The organism is Streptomyces sp. NPDC093984 (assembly GCF_044764595.1).
GTDB classification, from domain to species: domain Bacteria; phylum Actinomycetota; class Actinomycetes; order Streptomycetales; family Streptomycetaceae; genus Streptomyces; species Streptomyces cynarae.
In genome coordinates, this window is record NZ_JBIWIM010000002.1 from 690,145 (window position 1) to 703,116 (window position 12,972).

Below are 12,972 nucleotides of genomic sequence, written 5' to 3' on the forward strand. Positions count from 1 at the left end.
CAGGTCGGATGCCGTGGGCTTCTGTCGTTGTCGGTCGGCTTCGGCTGACCTTGGACGGCCCGGAGGGGGCCCAGTGATGAGCCGTCAGGCCCCCTGGTGCAGCCGAGTGAGCTAGCCACGCTTGATCACCCGATCGTAGGCTGCGTGGGTCGTGCCGGATGGCCGCGGGCGCCGGAGGCTGAGACAGGGGCGCCACAGCTGACAGGGGCAGAGGCCTGTCTGGAACAGCTTCATAAGCATCCCGCACAGCTTGGCGGCAGCGTTCAGTAGTGGCGACTTGGGAGCGGATATGGCTTTCTCAAGCGGTCAAGACCTCCAGTACCTGGAGTCACTTGACTCCGTGCGGATGCCCTGGCCAGGTCCGACTGGCATCTCGGACTCCGAGCGACAACGACGGGATGACCTTGAGCTTCAGATCTTTGTCGAAGTGCTCATGACCCTTGTACTGGGGCGCGATGTCGTCGTTCCTCAGTCCTATGCTTTCGACTCCCCCGGATTTCTCACCCTCGCGCGCACCGTCCTCCAGGCTCGCAACAGGGCAGCAATTGATGAACACCCCTTCCGGCTTCATCTCTTCAGTGCGGATTCTTTCGAGGATGCCGCAGCAGGCATGCTCGGTCGCGTCTTCGACAAGAACCGCCCGTTTTTCAGTTCCTTACTGCCGGAACTTCACAAGCCGGAACAATATGGCCTCGATCCTCGCGACGTTCGCTGGCAGTCCGAGAACCTCGATCGTCTGCTCAATAGCGACTGGATAGGCGTCGACCGGGCACAGGCGCTGAACGATATCCGTGCGGAATTTCGAGGCCTCCCCCGAGTGAGGGCAAAATCCCCGGCGGCACCATTGGAACTGGGAAAGCTGCTCGCCTCCACCATTGAGGAGGGATCCCTGATGGGTCGAGCGGCACAATCTCTTCCGGAGCCTTTCCGTGAGGTGTATGCAGACCTCGTCGGCGCGATTCGGCGCCTTGATCCGACGCGGTCTCGGGCGTTCAACGAACGCAGTCGACTCCGAATCGCAGAACCATGGCCCAACGATTCAGCTCGTAGGACGCCAGAGGAAATAGTCGGAAGCAAGGATACTCTGGACCTCGTAATCGAGTTCGTCGACACCTTGTACAATGCGATCGTGGCTGATTCAATCGGGGTTGCGCCCGCGACCTTCAGTACTGATGTGGCCGCCGGGGATCGGATCCTCATCTCACGCGCCATTGCCCAAGAGCTTGCAATCGCGCAATATCGTTCCGGGGCGCACCAAGCAGCCTGGTTGCCGCACGAGGATGTTTCGAGAGGTGAGTCGGAGGAGCATCCCCTGTTCGAAGTGCGGCTCAATTCACAAGCGGCCGCTACGGAAAGTCAAACCCGTGGCCAACTGTCAAATCTGCGGGACAGTGCGGTAGACGCCATCGCCGCACTCCTTGACGCGCGAGCGCAGCGGGGCGGCCGGGGCCGGGCCCGGTCGCCCTTCTGGAAGGGATTGGACAAATTGGCTGCGGCAGAGGATGCGACAGCCGCCCGCAATGCACTCGATGATCACCTTTCCTGCGTTGCGTCCATTCTCGGCGGTCGGGGTGATGCCGGCCTGGTGGGCAAATTTGGAGTTCAGGTTTTCCTTACCGGTGGTGGTGCCGCCGGACCTGCAATTGCGGCTGCTCTCTGGCAAGTGCCGGGCATCCTCGAGTTCCCTGCGACAGCAATCGGGGCAGTCGCCCCTGCCGTGGCTAAAAAGGGAGTTCAATCCATCCGCCGTTGGCAGGGCACGCGGCGCACGGCCCATGCGCTCGGAAGAGTTGTCGACGTGAGGGGATATCAACCTTGAGGGACGCGGAACGCCAAGAGCCAATCCGCCGGAAGCGCGAGGTCCTCGCTTATGCGAATCCCTTCGCCGAGGTCTTCGATGACGAGGTGGAGTTCCCGGACGGGACCCTTGGCCGATACCTGAGAATCGCAAATCGCGGCGAAGGCCCAGGTGTGGTGATTTTGCCCATCCATGGAATGACCGTCGGGCTGGTCCATACGTACCGTTACCCGGTGGGCTCATGGCAGTGGGGCCTGCCTCGGGGTTTCTCTCATGATCACGATCCCCTCGTCAGTGCCCGGGTGGAACTCCGCGAAGAGCTTGGTGTGCAAGACGCCGAACTCCAACGTCTGAGCGTCATGACACCAGATTCGGGAATGCTGGCGACCCGGGTTGCCATAGTGCTCGCACGAGTCAACGACCCCATAGGGCACGTAGTCGATGTGCAAGAAGTGTCGGCCGTGCGCTGGCTTCACATCCGAGAACTATGGCATTGGGTAGCTCAGGGGCGTATCGAGGACGGCATGTCTCTGGCTGCTCTGGCTCTTGGCCACGCACTCGGTCACCTGCCCGGTCGGTGACCATGCAAGCGGGCCAGGGCTTCGAAGTCCATGACGTGCTCACCTCCCCCTGGACGGCGGGGGCTTCGGGTGCCATGGGTGTCCGAGGCCCCCGCCGTCGTCATGAACAGACCGTTCCGTCCTTCGGCACGGTCCCGTTCAGCAGATACGCGTTCACCGCGGAGTCCACGCAGGTGCTCCCGCTTCCGTACGCCCCGTGGCCCTCGCCCTTCCAGGTGAGCTCCACTCCGACACCCTTGCCCAGCCCGTCGGCCATCTTCCGGGCGCCCTCGTAGGGCGTCGCGGGATCTCCGGTGTTGCCCACCAGCAGCACCGGCGCGGCTCCCGGCGCGCTGACCACCGGATGGTCGAACTCCCCGGCGACCGGCCAGTCGTGGCACCAGCCGGCCGTGTCCCAGCCCAGGAAGTCGCCGAAGACGGGTGAGATCTTCTCGAACTCCGGCAGCAGCTTCTTCACCGACTCGGGTGTCGGCCGCTGCCTGTCGTCCAGGCACGATATGACCCGTTGGGCGTGTGTCGTGGTGCCGTAGTGGCCCGACGGGTCCCGCTCGTTGTAGTCGTCGGCCAGCGTCAGCAGCCCGGAACCGTCGCCCGCCTCGGCCGCCTGCAGGGCGCTGGCGAGCATGGGCCAGCTCTGCTTGCTGTAGAGCGGCAGCACGATGCCGGTGACGGCCAGTGTCTGGGTGAGCTCCCGGCCCGACGACGTCGGCAGCGGCTTCGCGTCGATCCGTCGCAGCAGCTCCGTGATCTTCTTGGAGCCCTGCTTCGGGTCCTGCCCCGTCGACCTCAGATAGTCGTCCAGCGCGCGCTGGAACCCGAGGGCCTGGTTCTTCGCGTGGCCGACGCTGTCCGCGGTGGGGTCGACGACGGCGTCCAGCACCATGCGCCCGATGTTCTTCGGGAACAGGTGGGCGTACACGCCACCCAGTTCGGTGCCGTACGAGATGCCGAAGTAGTGCGTCCTCCGGTCGCCGAGGACCTGGCGCATCAGGTCCATGTCCCGCGCGGTGTCGGTCGTCGAGACGTGCCCGAGCAGCTGCCCGGCTGCCTTCGCGCAGCCCTTGCCGAAGGCGGCGGCGTCATCGAGGTATGCCTTCTCCTCGGCAGTGTCGTCCGGTGTCACATCGATGCTCTCGGCGGCCTGGATCGCCCGGTCGCTGCGGCAGCGGATCCCCCCGCTGGCGCCGACGCCGCGAGGATCCCAGCTCACCAGGTCGTACCGCTCGTGCAGGGTGGAGACCATGCTCGCGAACGACGGCATCATCGAGACCCCGGAGCCGCCGGGACCGCCGAAGTTGAAGAGCAGTGAGCCGATCCGGTCGCCCCCGTCGGCCCGGGACCGGATCAGCGCCAGGCCGATCGTCTCACCGTCCGGCTTCGCCCAGTCCAGCGGTGCCTTCAGCCTGGCGCACTGCCAGTCGCCGCCCGGCGCCGACGCCCCCTTGCAGCGGCCCCAGTCGAGCTTCTGCGCGGTGAGCGAGGCGGGCAGCCCCGAGGTCCCGCCTCCGCCGGACGAACCGCCACCGCAGCCGGCCACCAGCAGCGCGGCGGCGATCGCGGCCGTCCACCGTGGAAAACGTGACATCTGTACCCCCCTCCTCCTCTCCCCGCTCGGTGCCGCGGAAAGCAATGAGGCCATGGTAGGCGGGTCGAGCGGAGCCCATATCGGCCTGTGGACAACCATCTGACCTGTGGGATTTTCCTCTGCGGGTGGGTGGGGGCCGGTTGGCCGGGTGCAGGTGCGTCGGTCAGGCGCAGACGGTGCCGGCCGCGGGGACCTTTCCGTTCAGCAGGTAGCCGTTCACGACGCTCTGCACGCACTTGTTCTTGCTGTCGTAGGCGCCGTGCCCCTGGCCCTTGTACGTCACCTCCACGCCGACGCCCTTGCCCAGCGCGTCCGCCATCCTCTTGGCGCCCTCGTAGGGCGTGGCCGGGTCGCCGGTGTTGCCGATCACGAGGATCGGCGGGGCGCCGGGCGCGCTCACGTTCGGATGGTTGGCGGCTCCTGGCACGGGCCAGCCCGTGCAGCTGAGCATGCCCCAGGCCAGGAAGTCGCCGAACACCGGGGAGGCGGCCCGGAACGCCGGCAGCTTGGCCTTCACGTCGGCCGGCGTGTACCGCGGCTTCTCGTCAGCGCAGTTGATGGCGACGTTCGCGGGGATGAGGTTGCTGTACCGGCCGTTCTCGTCGCGCCCGTTCATCGCGTCCGAGAGCACCATCAGCACCTCCCCGTCGCCCGCGTAGGCCCGCTGGAGCCCTTCGGTCAGGTAGCCCCAGAAGTCCTTGGAATACAGCGCCTCTGCGATGCCGTTGGTCGCGGCGGTCTGGGTCAGCTTGCGGGGGTAGATTCCGGGGATCGGGTTGGTGTCGAGTCTCTTCAGCAGGGCGACGATCCGGTTCTCGACATCCTGCGGGGTGCGGCCGACCGGGCATCCGGTGCTCTTGGAGGTGCAGTCCCGGGCGTAGTTGTCGAGCGCGAGCTGGAACCCCTTGGCCTGTCCGAGCGCGCTCTGCTCCGGGTCCTGCGTCGGGTCGACGACCCCGTCCAGCACGGCCCGTCCGACGTTCTTCGGGAACAAGTGCGCGTAGACACCCCCGAGTTCGGTGCCGTACGAGATGCCGAAGTAGTGCAGCTTGTTGTCGCCGAGCACCTGGCGCAGCAGGTCCATGTCGCGTGCCGCGTAGGTGGTCCGCACATACGGCAGCACTCTGCCGGAGTGCTTCTGGCAGGCGTTGTTGAACTGCTTGGTGCTGTTGAGGAAGGCCGTCAGCTCGGTCGCGTTGTCGGGAGTCTCGTCCTGCTGGAAGAAGGCGTCGAGCTGCTGGTCGTCCTCGCACTTCACACCCGCGCTCCGGCCGACCCCGCGTGGGTCGAAACTCACGAGGTCATAGCGGGTGCGCAAAGTCTCGTAGTCCGGTGCGAAGGCGGGCAGCGCGGTCACGCCGGAGCCGCCCGGGCCGCCGAAGTTGAAGATCAGGGAACCGATCCGCTGGCTCGGGGGGCCGCTGGACCTGACCCTGATCAGCGCGATGTCGATGGTTCCGCTCGTGGGGTCGTCCCAGTTCAGGGGCGCCTTCATGGTCGCGCACTGCCACCGTCCGCCGTTCGGCAGCGGCGAGGGGGCGGTGCCGCCGCCCTCCGACGCGGACGGCGCCGGGCAGTTGTTCCAGATCAGCTTCTGACTCGACAGCTCCCCGTCCACGAAGCCGCTGGCGCAGCCCGTCAGAAGGGAGGACACAAGCACGGCGGCGGCGCTCACGGCGGCGGCGCGCTTCGAGAGACGGTTCGGCATGTCCCCATCGTGCGACCGCACGGCCCGGGGCGCTCGGGACGCGGTCCGTGCGGGTGACTCCCGGCTGCCGTCACCGCGTGTCGCCTGTGCCAAGGACGGTGAGGGCAGCACCGGGTGTGCCTGCGAGCCCACGCGCGCGTGCCGTAGTAGTTCTAGAGGGCGCCCTTGCGTGTCAGATGGTTGAAGAACAGCCACCCGGGCAGCACCGGCAGCCACAGCGTCAGCAGCCGGTACAGCAGCACCGCGGGCGCCGCGACCTCCTTGGGGAGGCCGACGGCGATCAGACCGACCGTCAGGGTCGCCTCGACCGCGCCCACACCGCCCGGGGTCGGGGCGGCCGAGCCGAGGGCGTTGCCGGCGAGGAAGACGACCGCGACGCTGGCCAGACTCAGCGTGGTCCTCTCCTCGTGCCCGAACGCCCGGATCGAGGCGTCCAGGCACATCACGAAGGACGCGGTCAGCAGCAGCATGCCGCCGATGCCGGTGACCAGCTTCTGCGGCCTCTGCAGTACGTCGAGCATGCGCGGGACGACGCCCGCGAACAGCGACCGCACGCGCGTGACGACGAATTTCCGCAGGAACGGCACGGACGTGACCACCAGGACGAGCACCGCGACCGTCAGCAGGCCCGCGATGACCGTGCGGGACGGGGACAGGGACGGCGTCTTCTCGGTGCCCGTGAGGTAGCCGAAGGACAGCAGCATCAGGATGTGACAGCCAAGCCCGAACAGCTGGGAGGCGCCCACGCTCGCCACCGCGAGCCCCGGCCGCACCCCCGCGCGCTGGAGGAACCGCGTGTTGAGCGCGACGCCCCCGACCGCGGCGGGCGCCACGATCTTCACGAACGACCCGGCGATCTGCGCGGCCACGGTCCGCAGGAACGGCACCCGCTCGGGCACGAAGCCCAGCAGCGCCATCGCCGCCGCCACGTAGCTCAGTGCGGAGAAGAACACGGCCGCCGCCACCCAGCCCCACTCGGCGTTGGCGAAGAGCGTGCCGAACTGGATGTGGGTGAGCTGCGTCAGCAGGAAGTACGCGCCGATGGCGCCCGCCATGAAGCTGATCAGTGTGCGCGGCCGGACCCGCTCCAGACGGGCCGGCTCCACCGGCGCCTGTGGCCGGATGCGCAGCACCTGGTGGCGGATCTGGGTGAGCAGGTCCTCCTCGCGGGCCTCCTCCAGCGCCTCGTCGATCGCCCGCTTCTCGGCCCGCTGCTCGGCGCGTACCGCCTTCTTGTCGGGCTTGTCGAGGACGACTCCGGAGCCGTCGTGGGTCTCCTCCCCACGGGCCGCTTTGGCCTGCCGGGACGCCTCCAGGACCGCTTCCCGCTCGCGCTGGGCCCGTTCCCGGGCCAGCCTCCGGAGCGTCGCGCGCGTGGAGCGGGTCAGCGCGATGGGCTGCAGCATGGGCAGACAGTCGGCGACCGCGTCCGGGCCGAGCACGTCGACCGCGGATGCCACCGCCCGCTCGGCGCCGACCCGGAGCCCGAGCGTGGTCAGCAGCTGCGCGATGTCCATGCGCAGCACCAGGTCACCGGCCGCGATCTCGCCACCGCGCAGATCCGTCAGGATGACGGTGCCGGAACGATCCACCACGAGGGCGTCACCAGCGAGCCGACGGTGCGCGATGCGCCGTGACTGCAGCGCCCGCACCTGCTGCCAGGTGTCGTGCAGCAGTTCGTCGGTGATCTCCTGATCGGCCAGCTGGTCCAGGGTGCGGCCGCCGGTGTGCTCGTAGACGAGCATCACGGCGTCGGGGCCCAGCTCGGAGGTCGCGATCAGCTTGGGCGCGTTGGCGCCGGCCGCGATGGCCGCGTACGCGAGGAGCGCCTCCTGTTCCAGGGCCTGCCGCAGCGACTGCAGGCTGCGCCGCGTGGTGATCCCGCGCAGCGTCAGCCGCCGCCACACGCGGTAGAAGAAGCCCTGCGCCTGCTGCTCGCGGTCGACGACGGTGACGTCGAGGGGCGGGCCGTCCTCCAAGGTGACGAAGTAGCGGCGGCCGCGGTCGCCGTTGTCCGCCGTGTCGTGCATCTCCTCGCGCGCCGCGCTCACAGGGCGGAAGCCGACGGTGCGCAGCCCCGCCATCAGGGTCCGCCCGGTGGGCCGTACGTTCGGCGAGCCCACCGCGTACAGCGTTCCGGCCGCGACACTCCAGCCGATCAGCACCGTCAGGATGATCGAGAACGGTGTGGTGTAGCCGGTGACCAGCATGGAGAAGGCGTCGAGCAGCAACACCACCCACAGCACGGCACGCCAACGCGGCCTGCGTGACATGCCCACGGCCGTCATATAGGCGATGACGGGTGCGAGATAACCGTGCACCGGGTCGGTCAGGGCATGGATGTCGCCGGGGGAGGGCTGGGTGAGCGCTTCCTGGATGGAAGGCGGGGCGGCCCGGGCGACCCACAGGTCCGTGGCGAGTGTCACTCCATGGGCCAGGACCGCCGCGAGGACGCCGTCGGCGATGCGCACCCCGTCCCGCTTGATCAGCCGTTCGATCGCGAAGGCGACCGGCACCAGCAGGATGGCGATGCTCGATGCCAGACCCGCGATCTTGATCAGCAGATCGGGTGCCTGCCCCGTGCCCCTGTTGATGTCCTGCTCGAGCCCCGAAGTGGTGCCGTGCGCGAACGCGGCGACCGCGAGCAGGACCACGATCCCGAGCACGCCCACCAGAAGCCGCATCAGGTCCGAGGGACGGTGCACGCGCGCGGGGAGCAGCGGTTCGTCGCCCTCCACCTCGTCGTTGTGGGCGTCGGCGCTCTTCTCGTCCCGCTGCGGTCCCCGATGGTGAGCCGCTGTCCGCGGCGTGTCGTCGCCGGGTGCCGGGGCGGGTGCGTTTTCGCTGTCGGGCGCCTTCTCGCCGCGGCTGTCCTGCGCCGTCTCGCGCGTGAGGCCGTCGCCGCGCCTCTCCTTGTTCGCTTCTTCGTCCGCCTCTTCGCCGGCGCCTTGGCCTGCGGCGGCGGTGTCAGGACGCGACGAACCCCCAGGGGTGCCCTCCGCGCCGTCGGGGTGCACGCCCTGCTGCTTCATCGTCTCTTCTTGGTCTCGTATCACCGGTCACCGCCCGCACGATGGTGGCATGCCCACCCGACACACGGGGGCATCAGGGTGCAAATGCGGGGGCGCACAGTCTGCCCGAAGCGCTGCGCCGGGGCGAGGGTCACGCTCGGCCGCTCTCTCATCACATTGTCGGTGGCGTGGGGCAGGATGGGGCGGATGAGCGAGGAGAACCTTGCGGCGCACGCCCTGCCCGAGTACGCGGAACGGGTCCTTGACGTGGCCGAACGCATTCCGCCGGGCCGCGTGATGACGTACGGGGACGTCGCCGAGTGGCTGGGGGACGGGGGTCCGCGCCAGGTGGGCCGTGTGATGGCTCTCTACGGCGGAGCGGTCCCGTGGTGGCGCGTCATCCGCGCGGACGGCGTACTGCTCCCGGGCCATGAACTGGAGGCGCTCGGCCACTACCGGGCGGAGGGCACCCCACTGCGGCAGGCCGGCCGCGCCTCGGAGGGGCATCTGCCGCGGGTCGACATGAGGCGGGCGCGCTGGGACGGCGCCGAACGCGCGGAGGGTCACGTCTGACAGCTTCCGGCATCGGACGGGCCGAACGGGCACGCATCGCTCGAACGGGTGAAGTGCGGCACCAGCGTGGCGTGGCGTACCTTCGTGGACTGGGCGACCGCCGTGAGGCCGGTGACAGCAGGGGCATGCGGGAGGTCGGGGAAGCCCTGCTTCCGCGGACCGGGCGGGCGTAGCGTCGAGGACGCGCGTCCCTCTCATCCCGTCACCACCGCCCGCCACGCGCGGCAGCCCTGCCGGCCGCCGCCCGACGACCACCCTCGACGACGGCGTTCCACGCCTGCAGTGACCAGCACGAGTACGACCACCAGGACCGGCGAACCACGTGAGCTCCTCTTCCTCCACCAGGCGCCTGCCGCACCCCCGGGTGCGGGAGGGGAGCCGTGGCGCTTACCGACTGGTGCGTACCCCGCCTGTCCGGGTGGATCCCCCTCGACTGGACGCGAGCCAGCGCGCGGTGGTTGAGCACGGGTCCGGCCCCCTGCTCGTTCTTGCTGGTCCGGGCACCGGGAAGACGACCACGCTTGTGGAGTCCGTCGCCGCCCGGATCGCCCGCGGCGGCGACCCGGAACGCATCCTGGTGCTCACGTTCAGCCGCAAGGCCGCCGTCGACCTGCGCGACCGGATGGCGCTGCGCACCGGCGCGGCGCACGCCCCGCAGGCGACCACGTTCCACTCGTTCTGCTACGCCCTGGTCCGCGCCCACCAGGACAGCCGCCTCTTCGCCGAGCCCCTGCGGCTGCTGTCCGGTCCCGAGCAGGACGTGGCCGTGCGCGAGCTGCTCGCCGGCCAGCCGGATCTGGAGCGCCTCGGCCTCGCACACGTGCGCTGGCCCGATGAGCTGCGCGCCTGTCTGACCACGCGTGGCTTCGCCGACGAGGTCCGTGCCGTGCTGGCCCGCAGTCGTGAACTCGGCCTCGGCCCGGACGCCCTGCGCCGCTTCGCCGAGCGGACGGGCCGCCCCGACTGGCAGGCCGCGTCCGTCTTCCTCGCCGAGTACCTGGACGTCCTCGACCTCCAGGGAGTGATCGACTACGCGGAGCTGGTCCACCGCGCGGTCCTGCTGGCCCGCCGCCCCGGCGTCGCCGAGCGCCTTGCCGGCCAGTACGACGCGGTCTACGTCGACGAGTACCAGGACACCGACCCCGCTCAGGTACGGCTCCTGCGGGCGCTCGCGGGCGACGGCCGGACCCTGGTGGCCTTCGGCGACCCCGACCAGTCGATCTACGCGTTCCGGGGTGCCGACGTGAACGGCATCCTGGACTTCCCCCACGCCTTCCCGCGCACCGACGGCGCACCGGCGCCCGTCGAGGTCCTCAGGACGTCCCGCCGCTCCGGAGCCGCTCTCCTCGCCGCGACCCGGCTGCTGACCCAGCGCATGCCACTGACCCGGCTTCCGGCGGAGAAGGTGCGCGCCCACCGGGAACTCGCCGCCGTCCGGGACGGGGGCCGCGTCGAGGTCTACACGTACCCCACCCCCGGCACGGAACTGGACAACATCGCCGACATCCTGCGCCGGGCGCACCTGGAGGACGGCGTTCCGTGGAGCGAGATGGCCGTCCTGGTGCGCGCCGGAGCCCGCACGATCCCGACGGTCCGCCGCGCCCTGACGGCCACGGGAGTTCCCCTGGACATCGACGGCGACGACCTGCCGCTGCGTCACGAACCGGCGGTGGCCCCGCTGCTGACGGCGCTGCGAGCGGTGGCGCGGGCGGAGGCGTCGCGAACAGGGCCGGAGGTGGCCCAGCAGGAAGGGAACCAGCAGGAGGGGGCCCAGCAGGAAGCGGCCCAGCAGGAGGGGGCCGAACCGGAACCCTGGCTGGACACCGAGACCGCGCTCACCCTCCTCGCCTCCCCGCTCGCCGGCATGGACGCCGCGGACCTGCGCCGCCTCGGCCGTGCGCTGCGCGAGGAGGAGCGGGCGGCCGGCAATCCCGTACCCCCGCCCTCCGACGACCTGCTCGCCCGGGCGCTGGCGGAACCCGAGCGACTGGTGACGCACGACCCGGCGTACGCGCGCGGAGCCCAGCGCCTCGGTGCGCTGCTCAGGAAGGCCCGCGAGCGGCTCGCGGACGGCGGCACCGCAGAGGAGGCCCTGTGGGTGCTGTGGGACGGCACGCCGTGGCCCAGGCGCCTGGAGAACGCCTCCCGGCGCGGCGGCGCGGCCGGGCGCAACGCCGACCGTGACCTGGACGCCGTGTGCGCCCTGTTCGCGACCGCCGCGCGCGCGGAGGAGCGCACCGGCGGCCGGGGCGCCCTGAACTTTTTGGAGGAGATCGAGGCCCAGGACATAGCCGCCGACACGCTCACCCGCCGCGCCGTGCGGCCCGACGCCGTCCGCCTGATGACCGCGCACCGCTCCAAGGGACTGCAGTGGCGCCTGGTCGTCGTCGCCGGCGTCCAGGAGGGCCTGTGGCCCGACCTGCGCCGCCGCGGCTCCCTCCTGGAGGCCGACCGCATCGGCCGTGACGGGCTCGCCGAACCCCTCACCCCGGGCGCGCTGCTCGCGGAGGAGCGCCGCCTGTTCTACGTCGCCTGCACGCGCGCGCGCGAGCGGCTGGTCGTCACGGCCGTGAAGGCCCCCGCCGACGACGGCGACCAGCCTTCCCGCTTCCTCGCGGAACTCGGCGTCGAACCAAGGGACGTCACCGGCCGCCCACGCCGTCCCCTGTCCGTCGCTGCCCTGGTCGCCGAACTGCGCGCCACGACCGTCGACCCGCGCGTTTCCGACGCCCTCCGTGCGGCCGCCGCCCGCCGGCTGGCCCGGCTCGCCGCCCTCACCGACGACGACGGACGGCCCCTGGTGCCGTCCGCCCACCCGTACCGCTGGTGGGGCATGTGGGACCCGACCGAGAGCAAGGTGCCACTGCGCGACCGCGACCAGCCCGTCGTGCTCTCCGGAAGCGCCCTCGACCAGCTCGCGAACACCTGTGCCCTGCAGTGGTTCCTGGGCCGTGAGGTGAAGGCCGACACGCCGGCGACCGCCGCCCAGGGGTTCGGGAACGTGGTGCACGTCCTCGCCGACGAGGTCGCCTCCGGTCGCACCCCCGCCGACCTGGACGTGCTCATGGAACGGCTGGACTCGGTGTGGAACGCGCTCGCCTTCGACGCGCCGTGGAAGTCCGCCCAGGAGAAGGAAAACGCGCGCGCGGCACTCGAACGCTTCCTGAAGTGGCACGTCGACTCCAATGGCGCGCGCGCCGGGCGCACCCCGGTGGCGAGCGAGCACGACTTCGACGTCACCCTGGAAGCGGGCGACTACCAGGTGCGCATCCGCGGCTCCATGGACCGGGTGGAATCCGACGCCGAGGGCCGCGCCTACGTGGTCGACTTCAAGACCGGCAAGCAGGCGCCCAGCGCCGCCGAGGTGGACCGTCACCCGCAGCTCGCGGTGTATCAGCTGGCCGTGCGTGAGGGCGCCGTCGACGAGGCGTTCGGCGGCCGGCGTCCCGAGCCGGGCGGTGCGGAACTGGTCCACCTGCGGCAGGGCGCCGCCAGGAAGGACGGCGGGGAAACGCTGCCCAAGGTGCAGGCGCAGCACCCCCTGGAAGGTGAGTGGGCCGGGGAGCTGCTGGCCACCGCCGCCGGCAAGGTCCTCGACGAGCGTTTCTCGCCGACCACCGGGCAGCACTGCACGCACTGCGCGTTCCGGGCGTCGTGCAGCGCGCGGCCGGAGGGCCGGCAGGTCGTGGACTGACAGCACGGGTGGTGTGACCAGT

The 12,972-nt window shown here is 70.2% G+C and carries 7 protein-coding genes; 4 read left to right on the plus strand and 3 right to left on the minus strand.

Annotated elements, in window-relative coordinates:
* Positions 1-289: 289 nt before the first annotated feature.
* Together ACIRC0_RS10935 and ACIRC0_RS10940 are read left to right on the plus strand one after the other, a co-directional pair.
* The gene (locus ACIRC0_RS10935) at positions 290-1,819 is read left to right on the plus strand and encodes a hypothetical protein (RefSeq protein WP_403614129.1); all 1,530 of its coding nucleotides are present in this window, start codon (positions 290-292) and stop codon (positions 1,817-1,819) included.
* Positions 1,816-2,379 (plus strand): NUDIX hydrolase, encoded by a 564-nt coding sequence (locus ACIRC0_RS10940; RefSeq protein ID WP_403614132.1) that lies wholly within the window; start codon positions 1,816-1,818, stop codon positions 2,377-2,379. Before ACIRC0_RS10935 ends, ACIRC0_RS10940 begins: the two co-directional genes overlap by 4 nt.
* Positions 2,380-2,479: 100 nt before the next feature.
* Here ACIRC0_RS10940 and ACIRC0_RS10945 read toward each other — a convergent pair whose 3' ends face one another.
* From ACIRC0_RS10945 to ACIRC0_RS10955, 3 genes are all read right to left on the minus strand, one after another.
* Entirely contained in the window at positions 2,480-3,964 is a 1,485-nt protein-coding gene (locus ACIRC0_RS10945) for an alpha/beta hydrolase (protein ID WP_403614134.1), read from the minus strand.
* Positions 3,965-4,127: 163 nt separating this feature from the next.
* Positions 4,128-5,672 carry an alpha/beta hydrolase gene (locus ACIRC0_RS10950; RefSeq protein WP_403614136.1) on the minus strand — a complete coding sequence of 515 codons (1,545 nt, stop codon included), beginning with the start codon at positions 5,670-5,672 and terminating at the stop codon, positions 4,128-4,130.
* Positions 5,673-5,824: 152 nt separating this feature from the next.
* Positions 5,825-8,704, minus strand: coding sequence for a lysylphosphatidylglycerol synthase domain-containing protein (locus ACIRC0_RS10955; RefSeq protein ID WP_403614139.1), 2,880 nt, complete (start codon positions 8,702-8,704; stop codon positions 5,825-5,827).
* A gap of 186 nt (positions 8,705-8,890) precedes the next feature.
* Between ACIRC0_RS10955 and ACIRC0_RS10960 the strand changes: the two genes are divergently transcribed.
* Together ACIRC0_RS10960 and ACIRC0_RS10965 are read left to right on the plus strand one after the other, a co-directional pair.
* On the plus strand, positions 8,891-9,256 hold the full coding sequence (locus ACIRC0_RS10960) for an MGMT family protein (RefSeq protein ID WP_403614141.1): 366 nt from the start codon (positions 8,891-8,893) through the stop codon (positions 9,254-9,256).
* 322 nt (positions 9,257-9,578) lie between these two features.
* Positions 9,579-12,950: an ATP-dependent helicase gene (locus tag ACIRC0_RS10965; protein ID WP_403614144.1), complete on the plus strand. Its 3,372-nt coding sequence runs from the start codon at positions 9,579-9,581 to the stop codon at positions 12,948-12,950.
* The last annotated feature ends 22 nt before the right edge of the window (positions 12,951-12,972 follow it).